This is a genomic window from Phocaeicola sp. GP0067, assembly GCF_031119655.1.
Classification (GTDB): Bacteria; Bacteroidota; Bacteroidia; order Bacteroidales; family Bacteroidaceae; genus Phocaeicola; species Phocaeicola vulgatus.
Genome location: NZ_JAVHZY010000017.1, coordinates 1 through 17,314, shown reverse-complemented (window position 1 = coordinate 17,314; position 17,314 = coordinate 1). Strand labels below are relative to the sequence as shown.

The 17,314-nt window shown below is 44.1% G+C and carries 16 protein-coding genes and 1 pseudogene; 14 read left to right on the top strand and 3 right to left on the bottom strand.

Going from position 1 to position 17,314, the window contains the following annotated elements:
• The first annotated feature begins 64 nt into the window (after positions 1-64).
• From RE317_RS13320 to RE317_RS13270, 11 genes are all read left to right on the top strand, one after another.
• On the top strand, positions 65-1,162 hold the full coding sequence (locus tag RE317_RS13320) for a DUF4468 domain-containing protein (RefSeq protein WP_005848589.1): 1,098 nt from the start codon (positions 65-67) through the stop codon (positions 1,160-1,162).
• A 364-nt stretch (positions 1,163-1,526) separates the two neighbouring features.
• Complete coding sequence (locus RE317_RS13315; RefSeq protein WP_005848594.1) at positions 1,527-1,823, top strand: tol-pal system YbgF family protein; 297 nt, start codon at positions 1,527-1,529, stop codon at positions 1,821-1,823.
• 10 nt (positions 1,824-1,833) lie between these two features.
• Positions 1,834-2,064, top strand: a complete 231-nt coding sequence (locus RE317_RS13310) for a 4Fe-4S dicluster-binding protein (RefSeq protein WP_005846178.1) — start codon at positions 1,834-1,836, stop codon at positions 2,062-2,064.
• Between the two features lie 11 nt (positions 2,065-2,075).
• The gene (locus RE317_RS13305) at positions 2,076-3,158 is read left to right on the top strand and encodes a 3-methyl-2-oxobutanoate dehydrogenase subunit VorB (RefSeq protein ID WP_005846176.1); all 1,083 of its coding nucleotides are present in this window, start codon (positions 2,076-2,078) and stop codon (positions 3,156-3,158) included.
• 6 nt (positions 3,159-3,164) lie between these two features.
• Positions 3,165-3,332: a hypothetical protein gene (locus RE317_RS13300; RefSeq protein ID WP_005846173.1), complete on the top strand. Its 168-nt coding sequence runs from the start codon at positions 3,165-3,167 to the stop codon at positions 3,330-3,332.
• A gap of 18 nt (positions 3,333-3,350) precedes the next feature.
• Positions 3,351-4,115 (top strand): thiamine pyrophosphate-dependent enzyme, encoded by a 765-nt coding sequence (locus RE317_RS13295; RefSeq protein WP_005846171.1) that lies wholly within the window; start codon positions 3,351-3,353, stop codon positions 4,113-4,115.
• Positions 4,116-4,128: 13 nt separating this feature from the next.
• Positions 4,129-4,671 carry a 2-oxoacid:acceptor oxidoreductase family protein gene (locus RE317_RS13290; protein ID WP_005846169.1) on the top strand — a complete coding sequence of 181 codons (543 nt, stop codon included), beginning with the start codon at positions 4,129-4,131 and terminating at the stop codon, positions 4,669-4,671.
• Between the two features lie 93 nt (positions 4,672-4,764).
• On the top strand, positions 4,765-6,876 hold the full coding sequence (locus RE317_RS13285; RefSeq protein ID WP_005848599.1) for a putative porin: 2,112 nt from the start codon (positions 4,765-4,767) through the stop codon (positions 6,874-6,876).
• Positions 6,877-6,884: 8 nt separating this feature from the next.
• Complete coding sequence (locus RE317_RS13280; protein ID WP_005848601.1) at positions 6,885-7,703, top strand: transporter substrate-binding domain-containing protein; 819 nt, start codon at positions 6,885-6,887, stop codon at positions 7,701-7,703.
• 88 nt (positions 7,704-7,791) lie between these two features.
• Complete coding sequence (locus tag RE317_RS13275; protein ID WP_005846163.1) at positions 7,792-8,781, top strand: Gfo/Idh/MocA family protein; 990 nt, start codon at positions 7,792-7,794, stop codon at positions 8,779-8,781.
• Positions 8,782-8,790: 9 nt separating this feature from the next.
• Positions 8,791-9,918: a DUF4421 domain-containing protein gene (locus RE317_RS13270; protein ID WP_005846161.1), complete on the top strand. Its 1,128-nt coding sequence runs from the start codon at positions 8,791-8,793 to the stop codon at positions 9,916-9,918.
• Between the two features lie 72 nt (positions 9,919-9,990).
• Here RE317_RS13270 and RE317_RS13265 read toward each other — a convergent pair whose 3' ends face one another.
• From RE317_RS13265 to RE317_RS13255, 3 genes are all read right to left on the bottom strand, one after another.
• Positions 9,991-11,562 carry a hypothetical protein gene (locus RE317_RS13265; protein WP_008671054.1) on the bottom strand — a complete coding sequence of 524 codons (1,572 nt, stop codon included), beginning with the start codon at positions 11,560-11,562 and terminating at the stop codon, positions 9,991-9,993.
• Positions 11,563-11,605: 43 nt separating this feature from the next.
• The gene (locus tag RE317_RS13260; RefSeq protein WP_005846156.1) at positions 11,606-13,006 is read right to left on the bottom strand and encodes a hypothetical protein; all 1,401 of its coding nucleotides are present in this window, start codon (positions 13,004-13,006) and stop codon (positions 11,606-11,608) included.
• 374 nt (positions 13,007-13,380) lie between these two features.
• Positions 13,381-14,004 (bottom strand): DNA-binding protein, encoded by a 624-nt coding sequence (locus tag RE317_RS13255; RefSeq protein ID WP_308821655.1) that lies wholly within the window; start codon positions 14,002-14,004, stop codon positions 13,381-13,383.
• A 405-nt stretch (positions 14,005-14,409) separates the two neighbouring features.
• Here RE317_RS13255 and RE317_RS13250 point away from each other — a divergent pair, with 405 nt between their 5' ends.
• From RE317_RS13250 to RE317_RS13240, 3 genes and pseudogenes are all read left to right on the top strand, one after another.
• Positions 14,410-16,500: a BT4734/BF3469 family protein gene (locus RE317_RS13250; protein ID WP_008671049.1), complete on the top strand. Its 2,091-nt coding sequence runs from the start codon at positions 14,410-14,412 to the stop codon at positions 16,498-16,500.
• A gap of 230 nt (positions 16,501-16,730) precedes the next feature.
• On the top strand, positions 16,731-16,991 hold the full coding sequence (locus tag RE317_RS13245; RefSeq protein ID WP_005846148.1) for a thioredoxin family protein: 261 nt from the start codon (positions 16,731-16,733) through the stop codon (positions 16,989-16,991).
• Positions 16,992-17,001: 10 nt separating this feature from the next.
• Positions 17,002-17,232 (top strand): annotated as a pseudogene (locus tag RE317_RS13240) (50S ribosomal protein L11 methyltransferase); the annotation flags it as partial.
• Positions 17,233-17,314: the final 82 nt, after the last annotated feature.

Genomic DNA, 17,314 nt, shown 5'->3' with positions numbered 1-17,314 from the left:
TAGCTTCTCTTTTTTTTTATTCCTATCTTTGCTTAGATTAAAATATAAAATAAAAAATATTACTATGAAGAAGATTCTTTTTTTAATGCTCCTATGTCTGCCATTCATCGCTATGGCACAGACAGATCCCAAATATCTGGCGGGAGCGATAACTATGGATGACGGTAAAGTTTCTTTCAAAACAGAGATACAGGCACCGTCTTTAACGAAAGACCAGCTATATGGCACCATGCTGAAATGGGCCACAGAACGTTTCAAGCCCGAAGGCAAGTTCAATGCACGTGTTCTTTACACCAATGAAGATGAAGGAACCATTGCAGCAGGTGGCGAAGAATATCTGGTATTCTCCTCCTCTGCATTGTCATTGGACAGAACCAGAATTTATTATCAGTTGTTTATCACCTGCGAAAACGGAAAATGTGATATCGAAATGACCCGTATCCGTTATTGGTATGATGAAGCTCGTGACGGAGGAGAAAAATACAGTGCAGAGGAATGGATTGTAGACGATATGGCTTTAAACAAATCGAAGACCAAGCTGGCTCCCATCTGCGGCAAATTCAGAAGAGAGACTATTGACTTGAAAGACACACTGTTCAAATCCATCCAAGATACATTGGGCAACAAGGTCTTGAACAACTCACAAATTGCAGTTGCTCCTGCTCCGGGCGTGACAGCTACTCCGATATCAAATGCAACAACAATCGTTACCGCCACTCCGGTAACTCCCCCTGCCCAACCGGCTGTCATCGGTGGTTCTGAGGGTAATACCGAAATAAAAGCAGCCAATAATGCAACTCCCAGCAAAGAACAAAGCATAGATGACCAAATCAAGGCATCCTCACGTATGACAATTACTGCCGGAAACGATGAACAATTCGAAATCGGTAAAGAATGCTGGGGAGGTTTCGGCCAGTTATTCGGCAAAGAAGTAGCATTCTGCGTAATCGACCAAGCCAAATCAATGGGCAATATGCTGATGGATCAGAGCGATAATTATAAAATTTCGTTCTATAAGCAAGGTAATAGCGAGCCGTGGTTGATAGTAAACTGCAAGAAACTGATGAAACAGACCGTTACCGGTGAGGAAGCAAAAAAGATGAACCCCAGTAATGACGGTCAGAAGGCATATAATATGTATGTAGGTGAAGTAATAAAATAGTCTTTTCTCCCATATATTTATACCGTGACAGTTTATTCTGATAATACATAAAACTTTTTTTAGGGGGAGATAACCCGACAACTCCCCCTAAAAAACATACAAACGATCTACCATATACTTCCCCAAAAGCACCATGACAAATACCATTCAAACATGTCTCCCCTTTAAGAATAAATAACACCGTTCCTCTATCAACCGTTTCACTTGAAACCATTTCTATAATAATCAAACCATTAGAAGAAATCATTCTTCCATTTTTTCCCTATCTTTCTCTCCTTTTTTTAAATGTTTTTAGCAAGAAAGCCGTTTTTTCTGCTCCAATCTTCCCTTTCATAACAAATAAAGAGTATCTTTGTAAACAACAATGAGACAATCATGCCTTATGACGGAACAATTACAGGACATAAAGACACTTATCGAACAGGGTGATACGGAAAGAGCCATTCATGCGCTAACTAATTTCATCCGAAACGATGCGCACGTCAACGATGAACCCTATTACTTACTGGGTAACGCCTACCGCAAAATGGGAGACTGGCAACAAGCTTTGAACAATTATCTGGAAGCCATCGAGCGTAATCCGGAAAGTCCGGCCGTTTCCGCCCGTGACATGATTATGAATATTCTGAATTTCTATAACAAAGACATGTATAATCAATAATAACTAACCCATGGCAAAGATTAAAGGTGCTATTGTAGTAGACACAGAGCGTTGCAAAGGTTGCAATCTATGTGTAGTGGCATGTCCGCTGCATGTAATCGCGCTCAATGCCAAACAAGTGAATAAAAAAGGATACACATTCGCCCACCAGGTATTAGAAGATACCTGCAATGGTTGCGCATCATGTGCCACAGTCTGTCCGGACGGATGCATCACTGTGTATAAAGTAAAACAACAATAAATGTAACAAATATGGCAGAAGAAGTCGTTTTAATGAAGGGAAATGAAGCCATAGCCCACGCCGCTATCCGTATCGGAGTAGACGGTTACTTTGGCTATCCCATCACTCCCCAATCGGAAATATTGGAAACGCTGGCCGAAGAGAAACCTTGGGAAACTACCGGTATGGTGGTGTTGCAGGCAGAAAGTGAAGTCGCAGCAATCAACATGGTATATGGCGGTGCAGCGAGCGGTAAAATGGTAATGACCTCATCCTCCAGTCCCGGCGTCAGTTTAAAGCAGGAAGGCATCTCGTACATTGCCGGTGCCGAACTCCCCTGCCTGATTGTCAATGTCATGCGCGGAGGTCCCGGATTAGGAACCATCCAACCTAGTCAGGCCGACTATTTCCAAACAGTGAAAGGCGGCGGTCACGGAGACTATCGCCTCATAGCCCTGGCTCCTGCATCAGTACAGGAAATGGCAGATTTCGTAGGTATAGCTTTTGATCTGGCTTTCAAATACCGCAATCCCGCCATTATTCTGGCAGACGGCGTTATCGGACAGATGATGGAAAAAGTAGTATTGCCCGAACAGCGCACACGCCTGACAGATGAAGAAGTCATAGCCCGTTGTCCGTGGGCCACTACCGGCAGAACCCACCACCGTACTCCCAACATCATCACCTCATTGGAACTCGATCCTGCCGAGATGGAAAAACGTAATATCCATCTTCAGAAAAAATATGCAGAAATAGAAGAAAACGAAGTACGTTTCGAAGAACTTCACTGCGAAGATGCCGAATATTTGATCGTAGCTTTCGGTTCTTGTGCCCGCATTGCCCAAAAAGCAATGGAAATGGCTCGGGAAGAAGGCATCAAAGTTGGTTTGCTCCGTCCTATTACCCTATGGCCGTTCCCGTCGAAAGCTATTGCAGCACGCGCCGCACAGGTAAAAGGTATCCTCACTGTAGAATTGAACGCCGGACAAATGGTAGAAGATGTCCGTCTGGCCGTAGAATGCAAAGTGCCTGTAGAACACTTCGGACGTCTGGGTGGTATTGTTCCCGATCCGGATGAAGTAATCACTGCACTGAAAGAGAAACTAATAAAATAAGACCGTATGAATATCGATCTGATCAGAAACATATTGAACATACTTTTCATGGCACTGGCACTAGCGGCTGTCATCACTTACTTCATGGCAAGTGACTTCAAAGTATTCATCTATGTCTGTGCAGCAGCTATTTTTCTCAAGCTGATGGAATTCTTTATGCGGTTCATGTTATAAGCAATAGGAGGAGAAACTATGACAAAAGAAGAAATCATAAAACCCGAAAACCTGGTTTATAAGAAACCGACACTGATGAATGACAATCCGATGCATTACTGCCCCGGATGCAGCCACGGTGTGGTTCACAAGTTAATAGCCGAAGTTATTGAAGAAATGGGCATGGAAGATAAGACAATCGGTGTGTCACCGGTAGGATGTGCCGTTTTTGCATACAACTATCTAGACATCGATTGGCAAGAAGCCGCCCACGGACGCGCACCAGCCGTAGCTACCGCCATCAAGCGTTTATGGCCCGGACGTCTGGTATTTACCTACCAGGGAGATGGTGATCTGGCATGTATCGGCACTGCCGAAACCATCCATGCTTTAAATCGTGGCGAAAACATTACTATCATCTTTATCAACAACGCCATTTATGGAATGACCGGTGGGCAAATGGCTCCTACCACGCTGGTTGGCATGAAGACAGCCACCTGCCCCTATGGTCGTGATGTAGCCATTCATGGCTATCCGCTGAAAATGACAGAAATTGCCGCCACTTTGGAAGGCACCGCCTACGTTACCCGCCAGGCCGTACATACGGTTCCTGCCATCCGCAAAGCAAAAAAGGCTATCCGCAAGGCATTCGAAAACTCAATGAATGGCAAAGGATCCAATTTGGTGGAAATTGTATCGACTTGTAATTCCGGTTGGAAAATGACTCCGCAAGCATCCAATGACTGGATGGTGGAACACATGTTCCCCTTCTATCCGCTGGGTGATTTGAAAGATAAAGAATAAAAAGACAGAAACCATGAAACAGGAAATCATTATAGCAGGATTCGGCGGTCAGGGTGTGCTATCCATGGGTAAGATACTTGCCTATTCCGGACTGATGGAAGACAAGGAAGTAACCTGGATGCCGGCATACGGTCCCGAACAACGGGGAGGAACCGCTAACGTAACGGTGATTGTCAGTGATGAACGCATCTCTTCACCCATTCTCAGCCAATATGACACAGCCATCATACTGAACCAACCCTCATTGGAAAAGTTTGAAGGCAAAATCAAACCGGGTGGTATCCTCATTTATGACGGATACGGAATCATCGAGCCTCCGACACGTAAGGACATACAAATCTATCGTATTGACGCAATGGATGCCGCCAACGAAAAAGGAATGGCAAAGACCTTCAATATGATTGTCTTAGGAGGCTTGCTGAAACTGCGTCCCGTAGTATCCATTGAAAGTGTAATAAAAGCTTTACGCAAAACATTGCCCGAACGTCACCATCATCTGATACCGATGAATGAAGAAGCCATCCGAATCGGAATGGAGATTATTAAACCTCAGTAAGTTAAAATAACTCTAAACGAATAATAAAAGGAAGAACTTTCCATAGCGGAAAAGCTCTTCCTTTTATTTTTATATTGTATCTTTGCCGCCGTTATGAAAAGAATATTCTCTATTATTTTTTTATTATTCCTGTGCTTCCATACTTCCTTGATGGCACAGCGGACAATGAATACCCTGAACAATCAGTTCGGTTCCTCGGCAAACGGACTGGACAGAAACCAATATGACCGTAACGGAAACCCCATAGACACGACAGCCGTAGTAGATGCCAACACTATCCCCATCGGACTGTATTCATGGAAAGTGGACAGTCGTTTTGGCAATGTCACTTATATCCCCGTAGATACCTTGCAGCACGCTTTCCAGAACTCAAATGACATGGGCGGCTACACCGGACAATACAATTACTTGGGAAATTTGGGTTCCCCCCGCCTCTCACGCATCTTTTTTGACCGTCGGGATCCCAGCCAATACTTTTTCACCGACCCATACGACTTTTGCGTACAACGTCCGGAAGATGTCATATTCACCAATACATTTTCTCCATTCACGAACCTGAGCTATTACAAAGGAGGAGGCAGCCGTGACGGAGAAGAACGCTTCAAATCCTATTTTGCCATCAATGCAAACAAAAGACTGGGGTTTGGATTCTACATAGATTACCTGTATGGCCGGGGGCTTTACCAAGATCAGTCCACAGCCTTTTTCAACGGTGGCCTGTTCTCCAGCTACCGGGGAGACAAATATGACATGCATTTCATATTCAACAACGATAACTTGAAGATGGCAGAAAACGGAGGTATCACGGACGACCGGTATATCACCAACCCACTGGATATGGCAGAAGGCAAAAAAGAATATTCCGCCAACGAAATCCCAACGCGACTGAGTCAGATATGGAATCACAACACCAGCTACCATGCCTTCCTGACACATCGTTACAACTTAGGGTTCTATAAAGAAAAACAGGACAGTGTGGATACGGACTCCGTAAAAATAACGCAGGTATTTGTTCCTGTCACAAGCTTCATACATACATTACAAGTGGACTTGAACAATCGCAAATACATCTCATACGATGACGCACAGAATCAGAAGTATTTTGAACATAACTATCTGGGGACCGACTCGATAGACAAGACGAAGCGCACATCCATCAAAAATACCATTGGCATTGCTTTACAAGAAGGATTCAACAAATGGGCGAAAGCCGGACTTACCGCCTTTTTAAGTTATGAATACCGAAACTTCGCCTTGACCGACACGACAAACATACCGGGACAGCGCATTATCAACAACTATAAGGAAAGTTCACTCTCCATTGGCGGCGAACTATCCAAAAAACAAGGAAAACTATTACATTACAATATTCTAGGAGAATTGGCCATAGCCGGTGAAGATGCAGGACAATTCAGCGTAGAAGGCAGAGGGGATCTGAATCTCCGTTTATTCGGAGATACGGTGAGACTGGATGTAAATGCATTCATCAAGAACCAGAACCCCGTATTCTATTTCAGGCATTTCCAATCCAAACATTACTGGTGGGACAACAACGATTTATCCAAAATAATGAGAACCCGACTGGAAGGAAAACTAAGTCTGAACAGATGGGGAACCCAACTGCGTGCCGGAGTGGAAAATATAAAGAACTACACTTATCTGGCCAATGCCAGCATACCGGTAAAAGACAGTGAAGGAAATGTCACCGGTTTCAAGAACAATGCAGCCGTAAGACAGCACTCCGGCAATATACAAATATTCACAGCAATGTTGCAACAAAAATTGAAAGTAGGAATATTTCATCTCGACGGTGAAGTAGCCTATCAAAAATCAAGTGAGCAAGACATTCTGCCCTTACCGGAATTGTCGGCTTACGGCAACTTGTACATGAAATTCGGTCTCGCCAAAAAAGTACTCCAGATAGAAATGGGAGCAGATGTGCGTTATTTCAGTAAATATTACGCGCCAGACTACTCCCCCGTCATCGGACAATTCTATAACCAGAATCCTGATGACAAAATCGAGATAGGAGCTTTTCCGATAGTCAACGTCTATGCCAACCTGCATTTAAAACGTACCCGCTTCTTTATTATGATGTATCACGTCAATGCCGGTTCGGGAAAATCCAATTACTTCCTGGCGCCTCACTACCCAATCAATCCGCGAATGATAAAGTTCGGCCTTTCATGGAATTTCTTTGATTGACGGTCTATATGAGAAAATATCTGAAATACATTCTGATGGGTATCCTTGCAGTAACCCTATCCTCCATCTTCTTCAAAAAGAAAACGGAGGCTGAAACCAGTCTGCCCCGCGATTATGCAGAAATAGCGGCATCGGGAATCCTGCGTGCCGTTACCGAGTACAATTCTATCAGTTTTTATGCCGACGGCGACACCGTTTCCGGTTTCCACTACGAACTGCTCCATGCTTTTGCACACAGCAAAGGACTGAAACCGGAAATCACTCCTGAAATGAGCTTTTCCAAAAGACTGGAAGGCGTACAAAAAGGAACATACGATATATTGGCCAACAGCACGGTAGTTACCACAGAATACAAAGACTCCCTGTTGTTTACCCGCCCCATTATACTGAACAAACAAGTACTGGTACAGCGTAAACCCGAAAAAGAAAACGATAGTCTGTACATTCACAGCCAGTTGGAACTAGCCCGCAAGACCCTTCATCTAGTCAAAAACTCACCTGCCATCCTGCGCATACATAATTTAAGTAACGAAATAGGCGATACCATCTATATCAAAGAAGTGGAGAAATACGGACAAGAACAATTACTGGCCATGGTAGCACATGGTGACATAGACTATGCCGTATGCGACGAGAGCATTGCCAAAGCCTCCATCAATGATTTTCCACAATTGGATATAGAAACAGCCATCAGCTTCTCACAATTCTATTCATGGGGAGTAAGCAAACATTCTCCAATATTGCTTGACAGCCTGAATTCCTGGTTAAATGACTACGTCAAGACTCCTGCATTCAAACTGTTGCGCAAGAAATATTACAATAACTGATTTTTATCCGGCTGAAATTGCAAAATAGTCCTATCTTTGCAATATAAATTGTTATTATTTTAAGCGGAATGACAAAAAAGTTATTACCATGGTTAAATTAGACAAAGTAAAATGGGGCTTCATCGGTTGCGGAGAAGTGACCGAGAAGAAAAGCGGACCAGCCTTTGCCCTGATCGAAGGTTCAGAGGTAGTGGCCGTAATGAGCCGTGACAAAGAAAAAGCTCAATCATACGCCAAAAGACACAACATTCCCCGCTGGTACTCCGATCCGCAGCAGTTAATAGGAGATGAAGATGTCAATGCTATTTATATAGCCACTCCCCCCTCTTCTCATGCCACTTTTGCCATTATGTCCATGAAGGCAGGAAAGCCCGTATACATCGAGAAACCTATGGCGGCCAGCTATGAAGACTGTGCACGCATCAACCGCATATCACAGGAAACAGGAATTCCTTGTTTCGTAGCTTATTACAGACGCTATCTTCCTTATTTCCAAAAAGTACGCCAGATGGTAGAGGACGGAGAAATAGGCAATGTCATCAACATACAGATACGTTTCGCCCAGCCTCCCCGCGCTTTGGATTACAACAGTACCAACCTTCCCTGGCGTGTACAACCTGATATTGCCGGCGGCGGTTATTTCTATGATCTGGCTCCTCACCAGCTGGATTTGCTACAAGATATGTTCGGCTGCATTCTCGAAGCCCAAGGATACAAGAGCAACCGTGGCGGGTTATATCCGGCAGAAGATACGATAAGTGCCTGCTTCAAATTTGATTCCGGTCTGCCGGGATCAGGATCATGGTGTTTCGTTGCCCATGAATCGGCCAAGGAAGACCGTATAGAAATCATCGGAGACAAGGGAATGATCTGTTTCTCTGTTTTCACTTACGATCCCATCGCCCTGCATACTGAAAGAGGCCGCGAGGAGTTTCTTCCCGAAAATCCCCCTCATGTACAACTTCCGCTCATAAAAGCCGTAGTAGAACACTTGCAGGGAAAAGCCGTCTGTACCTGCGACGGCATCAGTGCGACACCCACCAACTGGGTAATGGACCGTATACTTGACAAACTCTGATTTCTGCCTATGGACATCCGTCAATTATGCCTGTTTTGTCTGTCTTTCCTTTCCGCCCTCGGTGTATATGCACAAGCGGAACAGAAGGACTCGACAGTACAGGACAACAAGGGTGTTCTCATTACATTGACCGATGGAATAGCGACAACTGTCCGTCATACCGGAAGAAAAATCAGGAAAGTGGGAAAAGAATTCAACGCGGTCGATACCACCTATATCTCGCCTAACCTCTACAATCTGGCTTTCATGCTGGAATCCAGCAGTTGGTACGAATACTATCGGTTAGGCAGTAAAGGAAACAACGGCGAACAAAGTTTGGGATTCTCCCCCAATGCCAGTTTCAAGCTGGGGGTCTATTTCGGATGGCGCTGGATATTTCTAGGATATTCTTTCGATGTAAAAGATATTTTCGGCGGACACAAGAACAAGGCAAAGAAAACCGAAATGGCACTGAATCTTTATAGTTCCAAATTTGGTGTGGATTTATATTACAGAAAGACAGGAAGCGATTTCAAGATACGTTCTTCCAGCGGATTTGACCTGAACACTCCCATTAAAAATCTGAATTTCAACGGATTGCAAAGTAAAATCAAAGGACTGAACGCCTATTGGATTTTCAATTATAAAAAATTCTCTTATCCGGCAGCCTATAGCCAGTCCACCAACCAGCGTAAAAGCGCGGGTTCCCTGATGGCGGGCTTTTCTTATTCCCAGCACAACATATCTTTTGATTACGAAAAGCTTCCCGGTGAAGTGAGAGCCCAACTGCATGATGCCCTGCTTTTCAAGAAAGTGAAATATTCTGATTACAGCATCAACGTGGGTTATGGCTATAACTGGGTATTTGCAAAAAACTGGGTTTCCAATCTTTCACTCTTACCGGCCATTGCCTATAAAAAATCAAAAATAGACGATACGCCTAACACCGACAATCATTGGATAAAGGATATCAATTTTGACCTGATAACACGTGCCGCCGTGGTCTATAATACCAACAAGTACTTTGTAGGTGCTTCACTGGTGATGCATACATACGATTATCGGAAAAGGAATTTCTCTCTCACTAATACATTCGGAACCGTTCGTGTATATGCAGGATTCAACTTCTGGAAAAGGAAAGAATTCCGCGATAAATAAAAAATATACCGGAAGCCTATAAAGTTCTTCCGGTATATCACAGGTTAATTATATTAGACTCACAATAAATTCTTAGAAGCGGGCGCCGACTGTCAGCAAGAGCTGATGCCGTTCATTGTCCACTTTAGTTGCCGGAAGATCTATATCGTCAAAAGCATAAAAGTTTGATTTATACATATCATATTTATATGCCAAATCCGCATAAATTACACTGCCACGGTATCCAAGACCAAACGTAAAGGTATTCTTAGACTCCGTATTATTAAAATCAGTACGCGTGCTATATAAAGACAAGGCACTATAAGCATCTTTTGAAAATGCAGCCGAAGAATAATTATACCCTGCACGGATGCTAAACTCAGGTATGATCCGCGTTTCCATTCCTATACGGAAAGTATGGACACCTTTCAGATAATTCTCAACGCTAAGCTGATCTCCCAATTCATAACCATCCACATCCTTCAGCTTACTGGAAGAATAATCCTGATATTCATATTCCGCACCTACTGCCACCGCACCCGCAAAAGTAGTACCCGCACTGACATTAAATTTCCACGGAGTAGTAAGATTATAATCATAGGTCAAATAATCATACTCCGGAGTTACCAGAAAATCACTCAATGTCTGGATATAGGGTTTTTCATAAGCTAAAATATCAGAAGATAAAGTGGCATTATAGCTTTCTCTTAAATCATACCATGTAGGCGTGTGAACGGCAAATCCCAAACGGAAAGGAGAACTTTCTATAGGACGTACAATAACCCCCAACTTCAAATCCATACCAGTTCCTTCCAGTCTATAATAATTATCCAATGTATACCCCCCATTATCCGCACCCTTATCATCATTCAAATTTTCCGTATAAGAAGTATAACGGTCATAATTCACATCATAGACCCCCAAGGTAGCTCCTAAATAGACCCTGTCTTCAATATTGAATGAAACATTAAAATCATATTGACTGATACCTCCAGTTTCCTTACTAAAGAAGTTATTGTTAAAACCATTCCACCCCCATGGAGCATGAATGTTTTTTTCAGGATCATTAAACCAGTCAACCACACCGGTTCTCACCCCCATTACTCCTAAAACAGGTAACTGGTTCCAATATTTGGTATAAGGATTCTTCGCATCCAGTATGTCATTAAACTCGCTTTCCGTCAATCCATATCGTTCCATTTCCTGAGCCAGCTGGAAGCTTTGTGACATATTATCCAACGCCCCTCCCATAGAGAAAAGGCGGTTGAAGTTTTTACTTTTATGGTAATTGAATCCGAAATTCACAAAACGCAAAGAAGTATTGTTGCCTATCTTATTGCTATAAACAAATCCAATCTGGTCAAATGAAGCGCGCGTTTTGTCTTCATTCATTGACACGCCACTAAAGTTACTCTTTGTCGAAGTATTATTAAAACCAAAAGAAACGGACACGTCATTACTACGAAAAATGCCGATACCCGCAGGGTTGGAACTCATGACAGATATATCACCTCCCAAAGCTCCCATGGCACCACCCATACCAACAAATCGTGCTGTTCCATTCAAGTCATTCCCCAGCAACTTTTCCGCATCATAAGCATTTTGTGCGCTTGCCGTTGCCATTGCCAGCAACGTACAAGCGGTTACTATTACTTTATTTTTCATACATCAATTCTATTAAATACAACAGTCTGGTTTAATCTGCTACTTATCTGGTACGCGATCTGCCACCGCCACTTGAACGGGAAACACCGCCTCCGGAACTACGGGAAGCCCCACCGCCACTAGAAAAACTACTACGGGAAGAAGAAGTTCCACTACTACGGTAAGAGTTAGACGAACTATTACGGGAAGGACTGCTGCTACGGGAATATGAACTGCTGCGAGAGTTCGAAACGCCACTATTGTTACGATAGGCGCCACGGCTTGCAGCCCCTGTTCTCTGATAAGCAGATCCTGCTGCATTTCCCACACTTCTCCGGGTACTGCTTGGTCTGGTATAGGAAGAACCCCTTCCTTCTGTCGGACGTGAATACGAATTACCCGGACGGACTCCTGCAGCCTGACTTGGTGAAAGAGTTGCTCCTGTACGGGTTCTGATAGCGCTTCTATTAGGACGAACCGAATTTACACCGTCAGATCCCGAAACCACTCTTCCTGATGAAGATCCGTTACGTGTTGCGGTACGATAGCTATTAGCACTATTACGGACATTTTGTCTGGAATTTCCTACATACGAATTACGACTATTCCTATCATAACTATTCACATAATTATTCCGGCTTGGGCGTGAAGAGCCATAGCTGTTGGTGTATCTTCCGGCATGTATTCCCGGATTACGTCTGCTTGAGCCATACCATCCATGACCGCCTCCCCAGTAGCCGCCGCCCCAACCGTGACCGGAATAATGCGGATAATAATGATGGTGGTGGTGATGATGGTAGCCCCAATAGCCACCCCAGTAGCCGCCACCCCAATAACCGGGATAGTACCAGCTATTGTAGTACCACGGCGAACTCCATCCCCAACTGAATCCCCAGCTGGCGCCATATGGATAATTCCAACGCCAATCCCACCACAAGCGGTTCGTGTAAGTGGGAAAAACGTATGCATACAATCCGTCATCATATACATTCCAATCCCATGAAGGCAAACCGTAAACCACATCCCAATAGAGCGGACTGCTTACCGGAATGGCGTAACGGGGATTGCGGAAACGGACGATACGCATCGCGTATTCATAATCGTCTTGAGAGCCCTCAAAACCATTAACCCATTCCCCTCTCTCATTCAAAGGTTTCTCCTCAATATACAAGGTATCATTCTCCATCGAGAAGTTATTATCTCGTGAAGTATAACGACGATTATACTCATCCACATCGCGCACTTTTCCTTTCACATCCTTCACCACCACTGTAGAACCGGGGGCTGCGTAAACGGTAGTCGTGTTCTGCTTCTGCGGAACCACCACTTTCACCTCTTGCTTAACCTCCTCTTTCTTTTCAGCTTTTTTCTTAGGGATGAAATAAAGGTCGTCATCAACGCTTTGTGACATTGCCCAATAAGGCAAGCACACCATCATAAGCGAAGCTAATACAATCTTTTTCATACTCGTACCTGTTTTATTTGTTATTCTATCTACTTTTTCTAGTGCAAAGATAGCCAGAGGTTTCAGTTCATAACAAAGAAAATCCCTATTAGTTGGTAGGGATTTCCCTATTTTAGTAACGGACTTCAACTATTTTATCTATTTCTGCACACACACGGAAAACAGAAGAACGTCCGTTCACATACGTTGATGGTAAACAAATCTGGTGGTAAAACAACTTTTTATAATAAGTTGCACCCACTTATACCCTCATGCCCTCACTAAAAGCCATAACCTACTCATTATTAAACCACTACCCACAGTGAGGGCATGCTAAAAAGTGAGAGCATTGCCCTCATGCCCTCACTCCTAATTTCTTGTACATTTCACTTAAATCATTCATTCACAACATAATGCCCATTCACAGGCTTATAAACCGGTTGTTTGGGAAGTCCCACATTTTTCAGCTTTCCTTCCTCGCACAAGCGGTGTAAATGGCGGCTGGCCGTACTTTGTGTCATACTGCAAAGAAGCTGGAAACTTTTCCGCTGCACAAAATCATGAGTTGTGAAGAACTCCGTCAGCAATGCGTCAATTTCCTCATCGGTCAGTTTACTTGAATGAAACGAGAACCGGGTACGCTGCACCTTTACCTTTCCCACCTCATCCATCAATAATCGGTCGGGGCGGTAAACAATCCCCTTAAGCCTTACCTTTGTATTTTTACGTTTCGTCTTTTCGGTTACCGGCTCGGTGCTCACCAGATTGGGACGGAAAAAGCCGATGCCGTCCAGATGCACCTGCCTGCCTTCCTCCAATTCCTCGCCCATGGCGTGTGACAGCGCATCGAGCACGGCTATTACATCCGTTTCCGTCAATGTACAATATTTCTGTATACGGGCACGGAGCTGGGCCGTGCTTACTTTCCCATTCAGCCGGAGACGCGGATGCAACATATTCTCTTCCCCTTGTTGCTCAGAGGTTTTGGGATTCTCGTACCAATCAAATAGTATTGCCATACTGTTCTTTTTTTTATTGATGAAAGTTCAATATCTGTTAATCACAGACGTGATTAAGCTTAACTACCTTTGTGATTAATTTTAATCACCTTTGTGATCAGACTTAATCACAAGGGTGAATAACTAATTACAAACATACAAAAATAAGAAAAGAAAAGGTAGAAAACAAATAAGAGACAGGGGAATATGCACTGAGACTAAGAATAAAAACACAGAAAAGAAAGGAAAAAGAAAAAGACGGCATTTAATCCGGAAAGCATTTGCAGAATCCGGAAAGAAACCTTATCTTTACTAAAAATATGCACACATAGACACTCGCAATACGCAGTCTTCTCCACACGACAGAACATCATCTTTTCCATGGGAGGTACATAAAACCAAAAAACATTCAAACGAAAGACAAATATGAAAATTACACTCATCAGAAAAGATGAAGAACAGGGGACAGAAGCCTTGTCACTATGCGATACGGACGCATTCTTCGAGAAAGTAAAGACAGAGAACAAAGCAGGGCATATATCGGAACTGCGTGAAATACTACCCCGGCTGGCAGGATCGTCCGCCCGCTACGTCCACATCGACAAACTGCCACGTGTCTATCCTGCCGTAGAATATACCCGCAAACAAAAGGGTGAGAAACGTATGAAACATTACAACGGACTGGTGCAGCTGGAAGTGAACCGGCTCGCCGACCTGTATGAGGTGGAATATGTGAAACGCCAAGTAGAGCAACTGCCACAAACCTTTGCCGCTTTCTGCGGTTCAAGCGGACGGAGCGTAAAGATATGGGTACGCTTCGCACGCACTGACGGCAGCTTGCCCACTGCCACACAAGAAGTCCTCCTGTTTCATGCCCACGCCTATCGGCTGGCGGTGACATGCTACCAGCCCATGCTTCCTTTCGGCATCACACTGAAGGAACCGGACCTGATGCAAAGCTGTCGCATGACCGTGGATGAACAACCTTACTATAACCCTTCGTCCGCCCCTTTCTGCATAGAGCAACCGCTTACCCTGCCCGATGAGGAAACTTTCCGGCAACGGAAACAAAACAGCGAAAGCGCACCGGAACGAATGACACCCGGCTGCGAAAGTATGCAGATTTTTGCCCTGATGTACCAGTCGGCACGGAAAAGAGCATTGGCCGAGATGGAAAACTGGAAACGTGATGACGGGCTGGAACCTTTACTGCCCCATCTGGTAGAACAATGCTTCAAAACAGGCATCCCCGAAGAGGAAGCCGTACAGCGCACGCTGATGCACTATTTTCACGCAACGGACACAGAAACCATCCGTACAGCTTTTGGCAACGGATACCGGGAAATGAAAGGTTTCGGTAAGAAAAGCGGTTTCAGTAAAGAGCAGGAAGCCACCTTCCGGCTGGAGGAATTCTTGAAAAGACGGTATGAATTCCGCTTCAACACCGTGCTGGACGAGGTGGAATACCGTCAACGGGACTCCGTTCATTTCTATTTCAAGCCTTTAGATAAACGTACCCGCAACAGCATCTCCCTCTGCGCCTTAAAAGAAGGGCTGCAAGTGTGGGACCGGGATATAGACCGCTTTCTCACCTCCGATTTCGTTCCGCTTTACAATCCTGTAGAAGAATACTTGTGTGACCTTCCCCGATGGGACGGTACTGACCGCATCCGCGCACTTGCCCGGCTCGTTCCTTGCGGCAATCCGCATTGGGAAGAACTCTTTTACCGTTGGTTTCTAGGCATGGTGGCGCATTGGAGGGGGATGGACCGCCAGCATGGAAACAGCACTTCACCTTTACTTGTAGGTTCGCAAGGATTCCGGAAATCCACTTATTGCCGTATCTTGCTGCCACCCGAACTCCGTTTCGGCTATGCCGACAGCCTGGACTTCAGCAGCAAACAGGAAGCGGAGCGTGCCTTGGGACGATTTTTCCTTATCAACCTGGACGAATTCGACCAGATTACCGTAAATCAACAAGGCTTTCTGAAACATCTGTTACAAAAACCGACAGCCAATCTGCGCAAGCCTTACGGAACCAGCGTGCGCGAATTACGCCGCTATGCCTCATTCATCGGCACCAGCAATCAGAAGGATTTGCTCACCGACCCCACGGGAAGCCGTCGCTTTATCTGTATCGAAGTGACCGATCCCATTGATACCAATGTCACCATAGACTACCGCCAACTCTATGCGCAAGCCATGCATTTACTTTATAAGAACGAACGTTATTGGCTGAATGACGAAGATGAGGCCGTTTTACGACAAAGCAACAGCGAATTTGAGCAAATATCACCTTTGGAGCATTTATTCCATTGTAACTTTTCTTCTGCAACCAACGAAAAGGAGGGAGAATGGATGACTGCCATGGATATTTTTAATTATCTTCAAGAGAACACACGCGACAAACTGTCTATCAATAAAATAAATTGGTTTGGACGTATTCTCCGCAAACTGAACATTCCTAAAAAGACCAGTACCAGAGGTACCCTATATCATGTAACAAAGTTGAAATAATTTATTTTACCATAGGAAAGTATGAGGGCAATGCCCTCATACTCTTCTATGCTACCATCACAAATAACCTGTTCATTATAAACAAATTACCTCACGAATGAGGGCATGAGGGCATAATTGCATCTAACTTTGCAATGAGAGCACAAGTCTGAAACAAAAAGACGGAAGGTTTGTTTGTGAAAGTAATGAAAAGAAATTATCTTTGTCATCATCCTTAAACCAACAATCGTATGAAACCAGTGAAATTATTTTATCAGGAAAGATGCCCGTTCTGCAAAAAAGCACTGCGCTATATTGAAGAACTGAAAGCAGAATATCCTGAATTCCAACCTATAGAAATAGAAATGATAGAAGAAACCCAACATCCTGATATAGCCGACCAATACGACTATTATTACGTTCCCACGTTCTATGTGGACGGGGTGAAAGTGCATGAAGCGGGCATCTTCAAAAATGAGATGGAGGCATTGCTCCGTAAAGTGATAGAATAAACGAAAAGATATGAAATATTTAGAAGTAACCTTTACAACACATCCCTGTAATGAGACAGTGAATGATGTAGTGTCCGCATTGGCCGGAGAAATAGGATTTGAAAGTTTTGTAGAATGTGAAGGGGGAATACAGGCCTATATCCAGCAAACTCTCTTTGACGAGGAAGCACTGAAAGAAATGGTTGTGAACTTCCCTTTACCTGACACCCGGATAGAATACACCATAAAGGAAGCCGAAGACTATCAATGTATTTATAACCATAGAACAACCAAAACTAATCAGAAATATCCGAGTGTAAATCTTTAATTACCAGCATATTCTA